This window comes from Clostridium beijerinckii HUN142, from assembly GCF_000621745.1.
GTDB lineage: Bacteria > Bacillota > Clostridia > Clostridiales > Clostridiaceae > Clostridium > Clostridium beijerinckii_A.
Genome location: NZ_KK211335.1, coordinates 525,913 through 545,408 on the forward strand (window position 1 = coordinate 525,913; position 19,496 = coordinate 545,408).

Annotated in this window: 18 protein-coding genes and 1 riboswitch; of the genes, 14 read left to right on the top strand and 4 right to left on the bottom strand. The window is 30.3% G+C overall.

The features are described from left to right. Positions 1-409 precede the first annotated feature (409 nt). From T483_RS0120495 to T483_RS0120520, 6 genes are all read left to right on the top strand, one after another. Positions 410-967, top strand: coding sequence for a class I SAM-dependent methyltransferase (locus tag T483_RS0120495; RefSeq protein ID WP_026888511.1), 558 nt, complete (start codon positions 410-412; stop codon positions 965-967). A gap of 380 nt (positions 968-1,347) precedes the next feature. After that, the gene (gene rbsK, locus T483_RS0120500; protein ID WP_026888512.1) at positions 1,348-2,265 is read left to right on the top strand and encodes a ribokinase; all 918 of its coding nucleotides are present in this window, start codon (positions 1,348-1,350) and stop codon (positions 2,263-2,265) included. Positions 2,266-3,070: 805 nt separating this feature from the next. Continuing rightward, positions 3,071-3,328, top strand: a complete 258-nt coding sequence (locus T483_RS29570; protein WP_051560477.1) for a CD3324 family protein — start codon at positions 3,071-3,073, stop codon at positions 3,326-3,328. 122 nt (positions 3,329-3,450) lie between these two features. After that, positions 3,451-3,690 carry a hypothetical protein gene (locus T483_RS0120510; protein ID WP_026888513.1) on the top strand — a complete coding sequence of 80 codons (240 nt, stop codon included), beginning with the start codon at positions 3,451-3,453 and terminating at the stop codon, positions 3,688-3,690. 339 nt (positions 3,691-4,029) lie between these two features. After that, positions 4,030-4,800: a DUF2087 domain-containing protein gene (locus tag T483_RS0120515; protein ID WP_026888514.1), complete on the top strand. Its 771-nt coding sequence runs from the start codon at positions 4,030-4,032 to the stop codon at positions 4,798-4,800. A 121-nt stretch (positions 4,801-4,921) separates the two neighbouring features. Beyond that, positions 4,922-5,872, top strand: a complete 951-nt coding sequence (locus T483_RS0120520) for an L-lactate dehydrogenase (RefSeq protein WP_026888515.1) — start codon at positions 4,922-4,924, stop codon at positions 5,870-5,872. 218 nt (positions 5,873-6,090) lie between these two features. Here T483_RS0120520 and ytaF read toward each other — a convergent pair whose 3' ends face one another. Together ytaF and T483_RS0120530 are read right to left on the bottom strand one after the other, a co-directional pair. Further along, a complete protein-coding gene (gene ytaF, locus T483_RS0120525) occupies positions 6,091-6,705 on the bottom strand; it encodes a sporulation membrane protein YtaF (RefSeq protein ID WP_026888516.1) in 615 nt (204 codons plus the stop codon). A gap of 283 nt (positions 6,706-6,988) precedes the next feature. Further along, positions 6,989-8,287: an Nramp family divalent metal transporter gene (locus tag T483_RS0120530; RefSeq protein WP_026888517.1), complete on the bottom strand. Its 1,299-nt coding sequence runs from the start codon at positions 8,285-8,287 to the stop codon at positions 6,989-6,991. 220 nt (positions 8,288-8,507) lie between these two features. On the opposite strand from T483_RS0120530, the gene mntR reads away from it, so the two are divergent. The 3 genes from mntR to T483_RS0120545 all read left to right on the top strand — a co-directional run bounded on the left by mntR (position 8,508) and on the right by T483_RS0120545 (position 12,096). Next, the gene (gene mntR, locus T483_RS0120535; RefSeq protein WP_026888518.1) at positions 8,508-8,978 is read left to right on the top strand and encodes a transcriptional regulator MntR; all 471 of its coding nucleotides are present in this window, start codon (positions 8,508-8,510) and stop codon (positions 8,976-8,978) included. A 284-nt stretch (positions 8,979-9,262) separates the two neighbouring features. Beyond that, positions 9,263-10,018, top strand: coding sequence for an AIM24 family protein (locus T483_RS0120540; RefSeq protein WP_026888519.1), 756 nt, complete (start codon positions 9,263-9,265; stop codon positions 10,016-10,018). Between the two features lie 462 nt (positions 10,019-10,480). Next, positions 10,481-10,582, top strand: a riboswitch (purine riboswitch). A gap of 221 nt (positions 10,583-10,803) precedes the next feature. Then, positions 10,804-12,096: an NCS2 family permease gene (locus tag T483_RS0120545; protein ID WP_035790465.1), complete on the top strand. Its 1,293-nt coding sequence runs from the start codon at positions 10,804-10,806 to the stop codon at positions 12,094-12,096. 84 nt (positions 12,097-12,180) lie between these two features. Here T483_RS0120545 and T483_RS0120550 read toward each other — a convergent pair whose 3' ends face one another. Further along, complete coding sequence (locus T483_RS0120550) at positions 12,181-12,804, bottom strand: AAA family ATPase (protein WP_026888521.1); 624 nt, start codon at positions 12,802-12,804, stop codon at positions 12,181-12,183. Between the two features lie 307 nt (positions 12,805-13,111). Next, positions 13,112-13,564 carry a GlcG/HbpS family heme-binding protein gene (locus T483_RS0120555; RefSeq protein ID WP_026888522.1) on the bottom strand — a complete coding sequence of 151 codons (453 nt, stop codon included), beginning with the start codon at positions 13,562-13,564 and terminating at the stop codon, positions 13,112-13,114. A gap of 388 nt (positions 13,565-13,952) precedes the next feature. Here T483_RS0120555 and T483_RS0120560 point away from each other — a divergent pair, with 388 nt between their 5' ends. The 5 genes from T483_RS0120560 (at position 13,953) to T483_RS0120580 (ending at position 19,489) form a co-directional block, all read left to right on the top strand. After that, complete coding sequence (locus T483_RS0120560; RefSeq protein ID WP_026888523.1) at positions 13,953-14,333, top strand: BMC domain-containing protein; 381 nt, start codon at positions 13,953-13,955, stop codon at positions 14,331-14,333. Between the two features lie 8 nt (positions 14,334-14,341). Beyond that, positions 14,342-14,794 (top strand): EutP/PduV family microcompartment system protein, encoded by a 453-nt coding sequence (locus T483_RS0120565; protein ID WP_026888524.1) that lies wholly within the window; start codon positions 14,342-14,344, stop codon positions 14,792-14,794. A gap of 74 nt (positions 14,795-14,868) precedes the next feature. Next, positions 14,869-15,444 carry a DJ-1/PfpI family protein gene (locus T483_RS0120570; protein ID WP_026888525.1) on the top strand — a complete coding sequence of 192 codons (576 nt, stop codon included), beginning with the start codon at positions 14,869-14,871 and terminating at the stop codon, positions 15,442-15,444. 498 nt (positions 15,445-15,942) lie between these two features. Next, positions 15,943-18,477, top strand: coding sequence for a glycyl radical protein (locus T483_RS0120575; RefSeq protein ID WP_026888526.1), 2,535 nt, complete (start codon positions 15,943-15,945; stop codon positions 18,475-18,477). Positions 18,478-18,568: 91 nt separating this feature from the next. Then, positions 18,569-19,489: a glycyl-radical enzyme activating protein gene (locus tag T483_RS0120580; RefSeq protein WP_035790407.1), complete on the top strand. Its 921-nt coding sequence runs from the start codon at positions 18,569-18,571 to the stop codon at positions 19,487-19,489. The last annotated feature ends 7 nt before the right edge of the window (positions 19,490-19,496 follow it).

The following is a 19,496-nucleotide window of genomic DNA, read 5'->3' on the forward strand; positions in this document are numbered from 1 at the left end:
GAGTTTTTTAGAATTAAAATAATAAAATTTTACCTAATAGATTTATGTAAAACATTGAATCTATTTCCTTATTATGTTATAATTTAATGGTTGAAAAAAATTTATATTCAAAATAGGTTTCTTAGTCTTTATGATGTGATAAAGACTTACTATATACACATCATTAAGCTATGCATAATTCTCAAACAATACTGTGTACTTTTCTAAGCCTGTGCTATGTTGAAATCTCGCAGCTAAATAAGAGAATAGTTAACAAGAAATCTATGAAGTATTTTAGATTATTTCCGGTTTTTTATAAACCAGTGAGTAGTCTCTTTTGTTAATAATAGAATATATATTTTATTTAGTTTGTTTAAAGTTCAATAAAATATGTATTCTAATTAAGAAATATAGAGAGGGTTGTATTATTATGTGGATAAAGTTCTTAATGGAATATTTTAAGTCACCAAGAACTGTTGGAGCTGTAGCGCCTAGTTCTAAAAAACTTGCTGAAAAAATGGCACACGATATTGATTTTGATCATGCAAAATGTATTGTGGAGTATGGTCCAGGAACAGGGGTATTTACTGACAGACTAATGAAAAAAATAAAGGATCATACTATGCTAATGCTTGTGGAATATAATGAGGAATTCTGCAGAGAATTAGAGGAGAAGTATGGTGATTATAATAATGTTATAATAGTAAATGATTCAGCTGAAAATGTAGATAAATATTTAAAAGAATATAATATTAAAGAAGTAGACTATGTTGTTTCAGGATTACCATTTGCAAGTTTGCCAAAGAATATGTCAAATAGAATATTAAAAAAGACAAAAGATATATTAAAAAAGAATGGATTATTTATAACTTTTCAATATACATTGCTTAAAAAGGGATATATAGGAAGTTACTTTGAAGATATAAGTTTAGAAAGAGTTGTATTAAATATACCACCAGCATATGTTCTAAAATGTCAAAATACCTAAAATGATCAACATAATTTTAAGTTATGTGATAAATTTTCTCAATAAGAGCGGTAAACTTACTTTAGAAAATAAGAATTTTGATATACGGAACTATAAGTTTTGAATTAGTATGCTAATATATTTTTTTTAAAATAAGAGTTTTTAATATTTAATTATGTCAATAAAGCCCTCGATGTATGTTGAGGGTTTTTCATTTGTTGTTTATTCAATGATGTAAAGCTTTAGAAAGTAAGGAGACTTAGTAGTTATACAAGATTCTGGGGGTGTTGAAATGTTGAGTTAGTAAAGTTTTTGAGAATAGAAATTGTGATATAATAACACTAGATTTAAATCAGAGACATATTTTGTTTTAGTTTGATGTAGGAAGAGGAGCGAATTATATGAAAAGCCTATGTGTAATTGGGAGTTTAAATATGGATTTAGTAACTACCGTAGAAAATTTTCCTATAGCAGGGCAGACTGTTGTAGGTAAAGAGTTCAATACATTTCCAGGAGGGAAAGGCGCAAATCAAGCAATAGCACTAGGTAGATTGGGTTCAGATGTGCTTATGGTAGGGAAAATAGGGGAAGACATATATGGAAGAAAGTATCTAGAAGTTTTAAAAAACAATAATGTTAATTATGATGGAGTAAGTATTGAAAAGGGTATGTCTTCTGGAGTGGCAGTGATACAAGTAAGTAATAATGGAGAGAATAATATAATTGTTGTTCCAGGAGCTAATGCAGAAGTTGATATAAAGTATATTGAAAGCCAATGGAGTTTGATTGAGAAAGCAGATATATTTTTATTTCAATTAGAAATTCCGTTAGAAACAGTAATTGGAACTATGAAAAAACTAAAAAAACAAGGTAAAACGGTAATACTTGATCCAGCACCGGCGGTACATCTCCCTGATGAAATTTTTAAATATGTGGATTATTTAACACCAAATGAAACAGAGTTGGAAACTCTAATTGGAAGAAAGATAAATAATGAAGAAGATCTTGTAGAAGCGTCACAAATATTATTTAATAAGGGAGTAAAGGTTATAGTTGCTAAATTGGGAAGTGATGGTGCTGCAATTATTAAAGAAGATAAATGTATTAGAGTTTCAGGATTTATTGTTGATGCAGTGGATACAACAGCAGCGGGAGACTCTTTCAATGCAGGATTTGCTTTTGCGCTAGCAAAAGAAAAAGAACTGAAAGAATGCGTGAGGTTTGGAAATGCTGTAGGAGCTATTTCAACAACTGCACTAGGAGCCCAAGAGGCTATGCCAACTTTTGAAAGAGTTGAGGAATTTATTAGAGGTAGATAAATTTATCAGAAAGATTAATTATAAAAATTATTTCCATTGAGATATTTATTCGTATAATGAGATAATTAATTTGCCGGTAAATATAATGGAAAGTGGATGATTATATTGAAAATTAATAAGAGGTGGTTATTAGCTTGAATTTAAGCTAATAATCCTACTAATAAAATAAGGAGGCTTATATCCTCCTTTAAAAACTTTTTAGATATCTCTAGAAAAAGGTCTATTTGTGATCAATTAAAAAATTTTTTTAGCTTATACTCACATAAAGTATAAGCTTGAATAATATATATTATATGGATTATTTAGGAAAAACTAAATGATCTAAAATTCAGATGAAGGAGGATATTTATATGAAGATTTTATTAAATGAAAGTGTTGAGGTTCTTTTAAAATAATTGAATATTGCTGAAAGCCATTATAGAAAATTTTATAATTATTTCTTTGGGATATTTATAGAGTAATGAAAGTAGGGTATGCTTACTTTTTATTTGTTGTGCTTTCAAAAGAGTATTAATCATCATCTGAAGAATTTATATATCTAGGCAGAATACACGAGGGTTATCGTGTTTTTTTTTATTGCATTTTTTAAGCATAAGGAAGTACTAGACAATAGTAATTATCTAGCATTTTATGTGTAATCCCATGGATGATTAATTAGTATCCATGGGATTTTTTTATCTGAATCTAGTTATAAAAAGTAATAAATCTAATTTTTATTATAGGAATTATTAGGAGGTGGTTTCAATGAGAAAGTTAAAAAACGTAGTATTATTGAATATTGAAAATTGCAAGGAGGAAATCGAGGGTGTGTTACAAAAGCGGAAAGGATATCCTGCTGGAAAAGCTTTTGAGAGAGCTTCAAAAGTATATTCAAGGAGAAACCATTTATATTCCTAAGACTGAAGAAAGAAAGGCCTGGGGAGAAAATAATGGTACTAGAAGAGCAATAAGAGAAAGAAATTTAGAAATATATAAATTATACAAAAAAGGCAAAAAAGTTTTTGGTATTGCAGAGGCATATAATTCAATTTGTGGTAAGAGTAAACTATTAGTGTGGTGCTAATTTGTTGTTAAATAAGCTGTTCCCAAAAATCTTAAAAATATTAAAGAAGGAGTGAGTTGTATGGAATATCATGAAGCAGAATTTAAGGAGTATTTAAGGAAAGGAATTATAAAAAATACGGAATGAAATTTAGAATTAGTAGAGGTAAGAGAAATATGAAAAATGAAAATAGAATAGGGAATTTATTTGTTAATTTAAAACGAAATGCTAAAGCTTGTATTGTAGCAATCTTTAATTTTATGCCTAAAGGTACCATAGAGAGTTTTGATTATTACAAGTTTAAAAAGTTAAAGTCTAACGATTATGAGGAGTGCAGGAATAAAATTAGTATTCAGATGCAAAGAGATAGACTTTTATTTTAGCATTATAATCATAGAGTTTTAAATTTTAAAGTATTAGAAGGTATAATTAACGTTTTAAGATTATCTGATATATCAATAGGTCAGCCATAGAATAGTAAGTAGAAATGGTTGGCCTAATTTTATTTATAATTTAAATATATTATGTCCATAGTAACCGTTCTTATTTAACATAAAGAAATATATTATCTTAGTGCTAATAATATTGAATGAATTAAAAAAACAAAGAATGTGAATGGGGGTAGATGATTACAAAAAATGTTTATCTATATATAGACAAAACAAATAAAAGTCTGTAATATATTGAGTGGAAAGTAATTATATTGAAAGGGAGTGAGATTAATGGATATAAAATCAAATGAGTCATTCTGGAATGCAACTATAAGTGAACTTAAAGATGGAGTTATTGAAGAAGATGATGGATATAGGTGTATAATTTGCGAAGAGGGGTTTCAAAAAGGAAGAATATATGAAATAAATTCAAAACTGTATGATGCGAGGAAATCAGCAGAATTACATCTTAAAACAAGTCATGGTTCAATGCTTGAATATTTATTAAATATGAATTCTGTTTTTACTGGAATATCAGATGTTCAAAGAGAATTTATAAAATTAATTGCGTTAGGATTATCTGATAAAGAAATTTCGGAGAAACTTAAGGTAGCTCAATCAACAGTAAGAAATCATCGGTATAAATTAAGAGAAAAGGAAAAACAAGCAAAATTATTTTTGACTATGATGGATTTGCTTTCAAAAAGTATAAATAAGAAAATTAATAAATTGGGTAAAGAGACTATATGTGATGCTTATAAGACAGCAACTACTTTAGATGATAGATATAATATAACTGATAAGGAAAAGAAGAATGTAATTGAAACCTACATGAACGAAAATGGAGGTTTAAAGAACTATCCGTCAAAAGAAAAGAAAAAGATTATTGTATTAGAGGAAATATCAAGGAATTTTTCAAAAGGGAAGCAATACTCTGAAAAAGAGATAAATAGGATTTTAAAGAGAGTATATGAGGATTATGTAACCATTAGAAGAGCTTTAATAGAGTATGGTTTTATAGAAAGAAAAAATGATGGAAGCAGTTATTGGGTTAAAGAATAGATATTTATATGTAAGATGTATTCAAAAGCTCGTATACTAAAAATGTAAATCATCAAGATGATAATAGATATAATTTTTGATATAATAGTTTATAGCAAAACTAGTAAAGGGGGGGATATATATGGCAATTGGCAGAAGTAAAGTAGTAATAGTTGGAACAGGTTCTGTTGGGGCAGCGGTAGCATTTGATATGGTAATGAATTATATTTGTGATGATTTGACATTGATTGATATAAACAAAGAAAAATCATGGGCTGAAGCAACAGATTTACAGCATTCTCTTGGATATAGTGGAAGTAGGATGAGAGTAAAAGCTGGAGAGTATGAAGAATGTAAGGATGCAGATATAGTTATAATTGCAGCAGCATTACCTTATATTACGGGGCAAACGAGATTAGACATGCTAGAAAAGGCCGCAGGAATAATGAATAATATAGTACCGAATATTATGAAAAGTGGTTTTTTCGGTATGATTGTTGTAATAACAAATCCTGTGGACGTTATGTCATACTATGTACACAAGCTTTCAGGTTTACCATCAAATAAGGTTATTGGAACAGGGACAGCGTTAGATTCAGCACGATTGAAATATCATTTAGCCGATGTTATGAGTGTTGATCCACAAAGTGTTCATGCTTTGTGTATGGGAGAACATGGAGATTCTCAGATCATTCCATGGAGTCAAATTACAGTTGGGGGCAAAAAGTTTTTAGATATAATTAATGATAATAAGATAAGATTAAAATGTTTTGATTTAAATTCAGTAACGGAAGATATTAAAAAGATAGCATATCGTATTGTAAATGCTAAAGGTGCAACTACTTTTGGCATTGCAGCAACTACCGTTCAGATTGTAAAAGCAATATTACGAGATGAAAATAAAGTCATTCCTGTATCTGCTATGCTTAATGGAGAGTATGGCGAAAGTGGCACATATGCAGGTGTTCCAGCAGTTTTAGATAATCAGGGAGTGAAAGAGCTTGTTGAATATCATTTAAGTGAAAGTGAAAAGGTAGAATTAAAGAAATCTATTGGAATTATTAAAGACTATAAGAAAAGACTTAAATTATAAAATATAATATTGAATATCTTCGTGTGGAAGAAACTAAAGATGTATTCATAATAAGCATTAATGGAGTTTTGAGCGAGAGAAAATAGTTTTTAATATAATAGTATAGAATGAAAGCATTTCTGTTTATAGAAATACTTTCATTCTATAAAATTTTATTTGCAACCGTTCTTCAATTTATTATGTTATGATTTTAATAAAGTACATTTAATTAAAATCTATTAGTTAAATAATTCTATAATTCCAAGGCTTATAAGTAATATTCCTGAAATTAATGGAGCAAATTTACCTAAGAAGTTGCCTAAAATATGGTTTCCAGCACTTTCACCAAGCTTAAGGGTGCAAATACTTAATATAAATGTTAATATGACTGTAAGTGCTATATTAACGCCTGTTACGCTGGCAGCAACGCCTGTACCAAAGTTATTAAATGTTAATGCAAAGGCTACTAAAAAGGCCTCTTTTTTATCTATATCTCCTGAGTGATCTAAATCTGATTTTTCTGCATATTCAATCATATCATTAGTATTTTTTAAAGCAAGTTCTTTTAACTTTTTATTATTTGTAAGTTTAAAAATACTTTGGATTACAAAGTATAATCCTAGAATTATAATAATTCCAGCGCCTAAATTATTTGCTAAAAAGCTTGGTAAAAATTTAGATACATATATGCCAAGTAACATAGATAAAAATGTTCCAGTAGAAGTTACAAGCGCTATTATAAGATTTGCAGTTATGCCTATTCTTATTTTTTTTATTCCATATGCAATACCTATAACTAAATTATCTAAGTTAGAAGATAAACTAAATAATAAAGCAGATAAAATTAATATCATATATGTCATTCCTTCTTATTAGTACTTATATTTAATATATGGTTGTGAATCCGTGGGGTGATTAAGAATTTTTAAGTACATTTAGGATTTTGTTATCCATATTTATTAAATACATAAAGATATTTAAGTTATATTTTATAAGATGCTTATATAAAAAATGTTTAAATTAAACTAATAGTAGAGGGGGAAAACTCTTCTAAGGTTTTGAACCACTGAAAAGAAGAGCTTTTATCTTTTAACATATTAATAGACTTAATCACAAAATGCTCCTGGAATATTACTATTAAGCTTGGCCAGTAAATGTTAAATATAAGAGAACTATATTTAGCGATATGATTATAAAAGCTATGATGATACCTAAAATTCTTACCCAATTACGATTTGCCATAATACCCATTAAATCTTTACGTCTAGCTATAGTTAACATTTGTATTATCGGAAATGGTAATATAAAACTAAGTGCTACTTGGCTTAAAACAAGGGCGTTCATTGGATTTATTCCAAGTGCAATTATAGCTAATGCAGGCATCATAGTTATAAGTCTTCTGACATTAATCGGTATACTTAAATTAACAAAACCCTTCATAATTGTTTGACCTGCCATAGTACCAACAGCAGAGGATGATAAACCTGATGCAAGCAGCGCTATTCCAAAAGCTCCACTAGATAATGAGCCTAGCAAAGGCTGTAATGATGCATGAGCTTGCTCCATTGTATCAACAACTAATCCATTTTTATTGAATACAGCGGCAGAGACAATAACCATTGCCGCATTTACTATAAAGGCAATATTCATAGCTATTGTTACATCAATTTTTTCCATTTTTAAATGTTTTAGCTTTCCTTCAGTTGATGTATCAGTCCCTCTATGCTGAACTAAATGTGAATGCAAGTATATTACGTGAGGCATAACTGTTGCACCAAGCATTCCTACTGCAATCAATAATGCATGACTATTTGGTAATGATGGAATTATTGTATGAATGCCTACTTGAAACCAATCAGGTTTGGCAAGAAATAATTCTATTGTATAGGCAATACAGATTATTGCAACAAGAACTGATATTATTATTTCTATAGCTTTTTGCCCATACTTTTCCATATAACAAATAAAGAATGTTATTATTCCTGTGATAAGCCCCGCATATATCATTGGTATATGAAACAATAAATACAATCCTAAAGTTCCACCTAGAAATTCTGCTAAGTCAGTTGCCATGGCACCTATTTCAGCAATAATCCAAAATATCCAATTTGTTTTTTTAGAAAATACTTTGGCGCACATTTCAGGAAGATTATGACCTGTAGCTATTCCTAATTTTGCAGACATTATTTGTAAAAATATAGCCATTAAGTTACTAAATAAAATTACCCAAATTAATGCATAACCAAATTCTGATCCACCACTAATATTAGTGGCAAAGTTCCCAGGGTCTATATATGCAACACTTACAATAAAGGCTGGACCTAAATACTTTAACAATTGTTTAAACTTACTTATTCTAGCACTCTTGCCTCTTTTAAATGGCAAAAATCCAGTAACAGATACATCAGTGCTTCTTAAACCTCTTTCGTTCTCCAAGAAAATACATCACCTTTCTCACTTAATTTTTTATGTGTCTAATTTTCTTAATCTTATATGTAATTAAAATAGTTATTATCAGTTAACTTTCTTAGCCTAGTCTAAATTATTTTATATTATAAGTTATGCAGTAATATTCTAAATGTTACATTAAAGTAACTTTTTCGCCATTAAGGCATATAATTTATTAAGTAGATTATTATAGGAAGTGGGTGAAGATATGGCTAAAAATGATTTCTATACTTTCAGCGAATATATGAAGAAAGAAGATAGAAAACTAACTGCATCGATGGAAGATTATCTTGAGATGATATATAGATTGTCATTAAATAAAGGATATTTAAGAATTAATGAACTTTCAAGCGCGCTTAATGTTCAGCCTCCTTCGGCTACAAAAATGGTACAGAAATTATCAGAGGAAAGACTTGTGAAGTATGAGAAGTATGGGATTATAATACTTGAAGAAAGCGGAAAAGAACTTGGAGCCACACTTCTTAACAGGCATCATACTATTGAAAACTTTCTGAGAATACTTGATATTCCTGATAAAGAAATATTAGAGGAAACGGAAAAGATAGAACATACCATAAGTAAAGAAACATCAAAATGCTTTCAGGACTTTGTACAATTTATAGAGAGTAATCCGAGTATAGGTAAAGCATTTAAGAAATACAGAGAGTCTGTAAAATAGAATGGTTAATATTGATTATATAGTATCAATAAAAATAAATCAGGTAACAAATTAAATCCTAGAGAATAAGGATTGATTTATTATCTGGTTTATTTACGTTTTTTTGTTTGGGTTTAAAGCAAATATAATTCATATTCCTATACATAAGTAAGAGGCTAATATTCGCCATATTAAAGATAGCTGTTACAATTATATTATATTTTGTTTTTTGTAATTCCTTATTATATATTCTAATAGAATATGTAAAGAATATATAATTAAAGAATAAAAGGAGAGAATTTGTGATGATAAAGTGTAATAATCTTTTTGAAAATAAAAATATTGAAGTTGTAGAATCAAGAGGAGGCGTTAAGGTTCTTGAATACAAAAAAGATTTGAGTGTAAGTACTGCAACTGCAATGGCCGCATATTTTGCTTCAGAGATGAATGTTAGAAAAAGACAGGTTTTAATCGAGTTGAATGGTAATGCGTATACAATCAGTTCGGGAGTAATGCAGTGGACAGCTGGATCTGTGAGCATGGCTGCTGATATTAAGGGAATAGGTGATTTTTTTGGAAAAGCTATATCATCAAAGATAACAAAAGAGTCTGCCATTAAACCCAAATATCAGGGGAATGGTTTATTAATGCTAGAACCAACATATAGGCATATTTTACTTGAGGAAGTTTCAGAATGGGGCGGTATGGTTTTAGATGACGGACTTTTTTTTGCATGTGAATCTAAGGTCCAGCAAAAAATAGTTGCAAGGACAAACATTTCTTCGGCTATGCTTGGGAATGAAGGACTATTTAATTTATGCCTAAAAGGCGAGGGAATAGCTGTGCTAGAAAGTCCTGTTCCAAGAAGCGAGTTAATAGAATTCATATTAGATAATGATGAAGTAAGGATTGATGGGAATTTTGCAATTGCTTGGTCTAATTCTTTAGATTTCAGAGTTGAAAAATCTAGTAAAAGCTTAATTGGATCTGCAGTTTCAGGAGAGGGATTAGTTAACGTATATAGAGGAACGGGAAAAATACTTATGGCTCCTGTATCGTAAAAATAAAGATGTGAATATCTAATAGTAAAGGATTAGTAAGAAATATTATAATTACTAATCCTTTTGCTATTAAGAATTCAAAAAGCAAATCAAAAATAATGTTTATTTGGAATTAATAGTAAACATAAGAATGTAAAAAGTTAATAGAATAATAAATATGAAAATTAAGATTGATTAAAAACTAATATTCGGAATAAATTTACATACGAGGAATTATAGCTATATTATTAGACTTTTTTTATCGAAAATATATGAAAACACGAACATTAGATAAATAAAAATAAAAAAAATACATAAAATATTTAATTTACTATTGATTTATAGTCCAAAGTATTGTAGCATTAAGTATGTAAAATAAAGAGCTATATATTACGCACTGAATATATTACATTTTATTTATTCTATGCTTTAACATTCGATGATTGTATGGAAATTCAAAAAGTAATTTATTAGTATGTCATATATAAATAATGAAATTTTACCCGTATATGCTTGAAAATAAGGTTCAAGCGTTTCTACCGGACTACCGTAAATTGTCTGACTATGGGTGTTTATAGGTACTTGTTACTTATAAGCCCCTTTGTAAAAAACAAAGGGGCTTATATTTTACAAGAAATCTTTAAATTCTTGTTATTATCTTTTATATTTTTTTCAACGTTAGTGCATCCTACTAACAGATGTATTATTTTGGAGTAGCAGTGTTAATTTGTGTAGCTCAAAAATAGGAGGAATCTATATTGGACAATGTGTTAAAAAAATCGGTAAAAACAACGGAGGAGAATGGTATGTTAGAAAAAATATTTCATTTATCAAAAAATAAAACAACTGTTAAGACAGAAATGCTAGCAGGTTTAACAACATTTTTAACTATGGCATATATCTTAGTGGTAAATCCTAGTATTTTAAGTCAATCAGGTATGGACATATCAGCAGTATTTACTGCAACGGCATTGGCTTCTTTTATTGGTACTGTAATTATGGCCCTTATTGCTAATTATCCATTTGGTATGGCACCAGGTATGGGATTAAATGCTCTTTTTACATTCACAATTTGTTTAGGTATGAAGTTCTCTTGGCAAACAGCTTTAGCAGCTTCATTGATCGAAGGATTTATATTTATGGCGCTTAACATATTTAAAATTAGACAAGTGATTATTGATAGTGTTCCGCCAACATTAAAATATGCAATTAGTATTGGGATTGGTTTCTTTATAACATTTATAGGTCTTCAAGATGCTAAGATGATTGTTGCTAATCAGGCTACATTAGTTGGAATAGGAAATTTAAAAGATCCAACAGTTCTTTTAGCTGGTCTAGGTGTTATTATAATATCAGTATTATATTATAAAAATATAAAAGGTTCATTCATTATTGGAATGTTTTCTGTATATGTATTGGGAATGATTTTTGGAGTTGCTAAGGTACCTACAGGAATAATATCTATGCCACCATCAGTTGCTCCAATATTTATGCAATTTGATTTTAAGAGTGCAATGGTAATTGGTATAATACCAGCGATTCTTTCTATGTTATTTATAGATGTTTTTGATAGTATAGGAACTTTAATTGGTTTAGCTTCAAAAGCTGGGTATTTAGATGAAAAAGGTAATGTTAAAAATGCAGATAAAGTTTTAACAGCTGATGCTATTGGCTCTGTAGTAGGAGCATGTTTAGGAACATCCACACCTGTTGCATTTGTTGAATCAGCAGCTGGTATTGCTGAAGGTGGAAGAACAGGACTTGCTGGGCTTACAATAGCTGGATTATTCTTCTTATCATTATTTTTCTCACCAATTTTAACGGCTATACCAGGGTTTGCTACAGCGCCTGTTCTAATAGTTTTAGGTGCAGTAATGATGGAACCAATAGCAAAGGTTGATTTCTCAGATTTCACTGAAGGAATGCCTGTATTCTTAACATTGATATTGACTCTTTTGACATATTCAATTACAGATGGGTTAGCATTTGGCTTTGTTTCTTATGTGTTAATAAAATTATTCACAGGTAAATCAAAAGATATTCCTGTACCAATGTACTTTATTGCATTAGCATTTGTAGGATTGTTCGCACTTATGTAATAATAAATAGAAGCCCCATGGTGTAAGAGAATACACCATGGGGCTTTTTTATATCAAAGATATTTTTTAAGAACGCCTGAAGATTTATGAATCCATACGTAATTTGATATATTCCTTAATATATTTTACACATTTTTCGAATCCTAGTTTGCTGGTATCGAGAGATAAATCATAGTTTTTTACGTCTTCCCACTTATTACCTGTATGGTAATAGTAGTAGTCACGCCTATACTTATTTAATTTCTTGATTTCTTTAATTGCTTCTTTTTCTGAAGCACCAAGAATATCCATTTCATGCTTAATGCAGTAATTATATGATGCGTGAATAAAAATTTTAAACACATTTGGTTTATCTTTTAAAATATAATCAGCGCAACGTCCTATTACAACATAAGATTCTTTGTCGGCTAATTCACGTAATACCTTAGCTTGATAGTTAAACAAATTATCATTTGAAGTAAAGTCATTACTTTCAGGTGGGATTAATTCGCCATTATAGACTTTCTTTGAAACCTTATATAACAAACTATTTTTTACACCTTCGTCTGCATTAGCAAATAATGATTCATTGATACCGCTGTCATCTGAAGCCAAACGTAATAACTCACGATCATACATATTTATACCAAAATCTTTAGATAACATTTTTCCTATTGTTGTCCCACCGCTTCCACAAGTTCTTGTTATTGCAATTACAAACTTATCCATATAATCTCACTCCTTCCCTATATAGAAATTATACCATATTTTATTAAATTACTCTCGTAAATATGATGGTCCTAAAGAGGGGTTACGTAATAATTTAGATGAGATATTTTAATGCAACTTCTAGCTGTCAGAGAGGGTGTGCTGGATGATATTAAAAAAAGCATGTATATCTTCGATTAATATCAAGAAAATCACTCGATTTAAATCTAGTGATTTTCTTGATATTTAAATTGAATTATATTAAAGGAAATGAAAGAATTATACATGGAAAGATACATATGGGTGAGTGGTAAAATGTATTGTTAAATTATTCAAGTGCTGCTTGAGCTATCTGAATATCCTCATCAATGCTTCCACCGCTAACACCAATAGCGCCAATGATATTTCCATTACTAACAATTGGTATTCCTCCACCTAAAATACAAAGTTCACCATGCCCAACATTTTCTAAACCATAAAGCGGTTTGCCAGGGATCACTAGATCATTAAGTTTTTCAGTAGACATTTTTAAAGCAATGGCTGTATATGCTTTGCTAAAGGAAACTTTAATACTTATTAAAAGTGAATCATCCATTCTATGTTGAGCAATAAGATTTCCGCCATCATCGACGATTGTGATAACAACTGGAACATTTATTAATTCAGCCTTCCTTTCAGACTTTTCAAGAATTTCTTTTGCCATTTTTAGAGTTATCTTATTAGTTTTTAATGAACTAATTAAATCATTTGATATCTTTTTTATTAAGTCTTCATTTATCATTTTAATCACTCCTATAAATATAGAATGTAAATATTATTTTGTATATATGTTTTTATTAAGTTAATTTGATAATATTATATAGCTTAACTTACTTTGTTACAGGTAAATTGTAATTGTAAAATATGCAAAATTCAGACTGTATTGAAATTTACATATTTTTAGTTACAATATCGTTATTAATAGAGTTTAAGAATATGTTACGATTATAAACAGAGAAGTATAAGTGAAACTTTTCATGTGGAATTTTATACTCAAGCTGAATTTAGTTGAATTAATCCAGGAGCGTATAGTCGTTAACCACGCTTGAAAAAGAGAGTGTTACGGATACTAGCTATTGGATAAAAATAATTGTATTTAATAGTACAATTTCCTAGAGAGGATGAGAAGAATGAGATTAAATGATTTAGATATAAATAAAACCGATTTAATGAGAATAATTCAAGAAACTGTTCCAGGGAAACAAATTACAATGGCTCATGTCATTGCAAGTCCAGACTCTATTATTTATAAGAAGCTAGGATTAGACCCTAAAATTGATTATAACAGGGCAGCTATCGGAATTCTGACTGTTACTCCAAGTGAAACTTCTATAATAGCAGCAGATATAGCAATAAAAGCATCGGCAATAGAGATTGGATTTATTGATAGATTTAGCGGAACCTTAATTATAACAGGAACAATTTCAGATGTGGCAATTGCTTTAGAGTCTATTTTAAATTATGCAAAAAATACATTAGGATTTAATGTGTGCAATTTAACAAAAGCATAGGTGGTTTTATGAGAAAGATTATGTTAGTTGGTAGAACCGGCTGTGGTAAAACTACTTTGACTCAGGCTTTGAAAGGAAAAGAGATTATATATCATAAGACACAATATGTAAATAATTTTGATGTAATTATAGATACTCCTGGCGAATACGCTGAAAATAAAAAACTAGCACGAGCGTTAATACTATACTCCTATGAAGCTGATGTAATTGGACTTTTAATGAGCTCTCTTGAAGAGTATTCACTTTATAGTCCGAATATTGCTGCAGGGGCTACTAGGGAAGTTGTTGGAATTGTAACTCAGATTGATAATAAAAATGCAAGACCAGATTTAGCCGAATCATGGTTAAGACTAGCTGGATGCAAAAAGATATTTCATATAAGTTCATATACTGGAGAAGGAGTACCAAATCTTTTGGATTATTTAAAAGAAGATGGGGATATAATGCCTTGGGAAAAGTAATGTAGTATTAGAAGGTCTTAAATTTACATGTAAATGTTTAGAATTTGCAAATTTATGCGAGGAGAGATTTTAATATGAGAAAAATTTTAATGTTAGCAGGTGATTTTACTGAAGATTATGAAGTTATGGTTCCATATCAAGCTTTGGAAATGATAGGGTTTAAGGTTAATGTAGTTTGCCCAGAAAAGAATGAAGGGGAATATATAAAGACTTCAATACATGATTTTGAAGGACATCAAACTTATACTGAAAAACCTGGACATAATTTTCTGTTAAATATGTCTTTTGATTATTTAAAATTAGAAGAATATGATGGCTTATATATAACAGGTGGAAGAGCTCCAGAATATCTTAGGCTTAATACAAGAGTTATTGATATTGTTAAGTACTTTATGGAATTAAATAAACCAGTTGCTGCTATCTGCCATGGAATTCAAATTTTAACGGCTGCTGATGTAATTAAAGGAAGAAAGCTAACAGCTTATCCTGCTGTTAAGCCAGAAGTAGTTATTGCTGGAGGAGTTTTTATAGATAAAAATCCAGATGAAACAGTTGTTGATGTGAATCTAATAACCTCACCAGCCTGGCCAGGAAATACAGCTATTTTAAAAGACTTTTTAAATGCTCTCAATGTGAAGATTCAATTATAGATAAACGGCATGTAACTTAGAATCATGTGATAGCTTACCGAAATAAGAAACATTGTTGTTTCACAGGACTACGAAAATTTCGCTGGAAGGTTATAAATATCAGGTTGCATCCATTTAAACTTGCTCCAAATATTCATTTTGACAAGTTTAAATGGAACAATCAGCCATTAATAATTAATAATCTTCAGCAGCTCATTTTCAAGTGCCTGCTGCATAAAAATGTTTCTTATTTCTTGTATATGTATTCAGATAAAGATTTATCATACCCGCCTATCTCAATTATGAGTTTAATTTATAATTTAAAATACAGATCACCTTCTCTTTCGGTCAGTTTATAGAATACGTCTAATTCACATGCTAGTTATTTATGTGAATTTTGAGGTGGTTTTAATTTTACAATATTTTAGTTTGTATTGTATTACAACGATTTCATAAGTCTAATATATAATGAACTTGCACGAAACGAATTTTTACGATCTATTGAGGAGGGAATTATTAATGATATCTAAAGGGTTTTCAAAACCAACTGAAAGAGTTGAAAGATTAAAAAGAATGATTGTGGATGCAATCCCGTTTGTAGAATCTGAAAGAGCGGTCCTTGTAACAGAATCATATAAAGAAACAGAAGGTCTATCTCCTATATTAAGACGTGCTAAAGCCGTAGAAAAAATATTTAACAATTTACCTATTACTATTCGTGAAGACGAGTTAGTAGTTGGTGCAATTACTAAAAATCCACGTTCTACTGAAATTTGTCCAGAATTTTCTTATGATTGGGTAGCTAAAGAATTTGACACAATGGGAGCAAGGGTTGCAGATCCATTCCAAATTCCAAAAGAAACAGCAGCGGAATTAAGTGAAGCATTTAAATATTGGGAAGGTAAAACTACAAGTGCACTTGCTGATTCTTACATGTCTCAAGAAGCAAAAGACTGTATGGCAAATGGAGTATTTACTGTAGGAAATTATTTCTATGGTGGTGTAGGACACATTTGTGTTGATTATGGAAAGATTTTAAGAAAAGGGTTTAAAGGGATTATTGCTGAAGTCATTGAAGCAATGAGCAAAATGGACAAGAAAGACCCTGATTATATAAAGAAACAACAATTTTATAATGCTGTAGTAATTTCTTATAGTGCAGCAATAAATTTTGCACATAGATATGCCCAAAAAGCTAGAGATATGGCAGCTGTAGAATTGAACCCAACTAGAAAAGCAGAATTGTTACAAATAGCTGCTAACTGTGAAAGAGTACCTGAAAATGGGGCAACAAACTTCTATGAAGCTTGCCAATCATTCTGGTTTATTCAAATAATGGTTCAAATTGAATCTAATGGACACTCAATTTCACCAGGGCGTTTCGATCAATATATGCATCCTTACCTTAAAGAAGATAAAAATATTTCAAAGGAATTTGCTCAAGAGTTAGTTGATTGTATTTGGATTAAGCTAAATGATATTAATAAAACTCGTGATGAAATTTCAGCTCAAGCTTTTGCAGGCTATGCTGTGTTCCAAAACCTATGTGTTGGTGGACAAAATGAAGAAGGTCTTGATGCTACAAATGAAGTATCCTATATGTGTATGGAGGCAACAGCTCATGTTAAATTACCAGCACCTTCATTCTCTATACGTGTATGGCAAGGAACTCCAGACGAATTCTTATTAAGAGCTTGCGAAGTTGCAAGATTAGGACTTGGCGTACCTGCTATGTACAATGATGAAGTTATAATTCCTGCATTAGTTAATAGAGGTGTTACTCTTAGAGATGCACGTAATTATTGTATTATCGGCTGCGTTGAACCTCAATGTCCAAACAAGACAGAAGGATGGCATGATGCAGCATTCTTTAATGTAGCTAAGGTATTAGAAATTACATTAAATAATGGTAAAGTAGGCAATAAGCAATTAGGTCCTATCACAGGAGATATAACAACATTTAAGAGTATCGATGATTTCTATGCAGCATTTAAGAAGCAAATGGAATACTTTGTTTACTATCTTGTTGAAGCAGATAACTGTGTTGATTATGCTCATGCTGAAAGAGCGCCATTACCATTCTTATCAGCAATGGTTGATGATTGTATCGGAAGAGGTAAATCAGTTCAAGAAGGTGGGGCAATTTATAACTTTACAGGACCACAAGCTTTTGGTATAGCAGATACAGGAGATTCCGTATATGCAATTCAAAAACATGTATTTGAAGATAAAACTATTGCAATGGATCAATTAAAAGCAGCATTAGATGCAAACTTTGGACATACTGGCGTTAATGCAGTTAGTACAAGCAATAACAATGCTGATGTTACTGAAATGCAGATATATGAAGCAGTTAAGAGAATATTAAGCAATTCTGGATCAATTGATATATCTGAAATTCAAAGCAGAATCTCTTCAGAATTTACTTCACCTAAAACAACAGTTTCAGGAGATTTTGATAATATAAGAAGACTTCTTGAAAGTACTCCTTGCTTTGGTAATGATATAGATGAAGTTGATATGGTTGCTCGTAAATGTGCACAAATATACTGCTTCGAAGTTGAAAAATATACTAATCCACGTGGAGGACAATTCCAAGCTGGAGTTTACCCAGTATCTGCAAATGTATTATTTGGTAAAGATGTTGGGGCATTACCAGATGGTAGATTAGCTAAGACTCCTCTTGCTGATGGTGTATCTCCTAGAGCAGGTAAAGATTGTGCAGGTCCAACTGCAGCAGCAAATTCTGTTGCTAAGTTAGATCACTTTGTAGCATCAAATGGTACACTTTATAATCAAAAATTCTTACCATCTGCAGTTGCTGGAGATACAGGATTACAAAACTTTGCTTCTGTAATAAGAAGTTACTTTGATCACAAAGGTATGCATGTTCAATTTAATGTAATTGATAAGCAATTATTATTAGATGCTCAAAAGCACCCAGAAAATTATAAAGACCTGGTTGTTCGTGTTGCAGGCTATAGTGCTCAATTTACTGTATTAGCTAAGGAAGTACAAGATGACATTATAAATCGTACTGAACATTCACTTTAAGCTTATTTAAACATAATAAGTAGGCCCAAATTTTATGCCTTATAAGTTTTATTCGAAAAAGTTTCACTTTATAAGGTTAAGGGAGATGTGCATGATGGATACAATTAATTATAGTATGGAAGGAACAGTATTTGATATACAGAGATTTTCTATACATGATGGCCCAGGAATTCGTACAATAGTTTTTTTAAAAGGATGTCCTTTATCATGCTTATGGTGTAGCAATCCTGAATCACAGAAAATTAAACCTGTCATAATGTATCAATCTGCGAATTGTATTCATTGTGGAAGATGTATTTCAGCCTGCAAAATAGGTGCAATTAGTGTTAATAATAAAGGTTTTATAAATAGAGAAATTTGCACAGCATGTGGTGAATGTAGCAATGTTTGTCCAACAAGCTCTTTAGTCTTAAAAGGTAAAAAGATGACTATTGAACAAGTTATAAAAGAACTTAAAAAAGATGCTATAAATTATAGACGATCTGGCGGTGGAATCACTTTATCAGGAGGGGAGCCACTAGTACAGTCAGATTTTTCAAAAGAACTTTTTAAGGCATGTAAAGCACAAGGCTGGCATACAGCCATAGAGACTACAGGTTATGCAAATGCAGAAACTATTGAGAAAGTATTCCCTTATATAGATTTGGTACTTATGGACATCAAGAGTACAAATCCTGAATTACACAAAAAATACACAGGTGTTTCCAATGAAATAATTCTTGAAAATGCAAAGAGAATTTCTGAAATATCTAAAATGGTAATTAGAGTACCGTTAATACCAGAGTTTAATTCTACGAAGCAAGATATTTTAGAAATATGCAAGTTTAGTAAAACGTTAAATAACATTGATACGATTCATTTGTTACCATACCATACTTATGGTGAAAATAAATATGAACTCCTTGGAAGAGATTATCTTATGAAAGACTCACGGTCATTAAAAGAAGATGAGATTGAAGTCTTAAAAAAGATTATTGAGGATCAGGGGATTAAATGTATTATTGGTGGTTAAAGATATA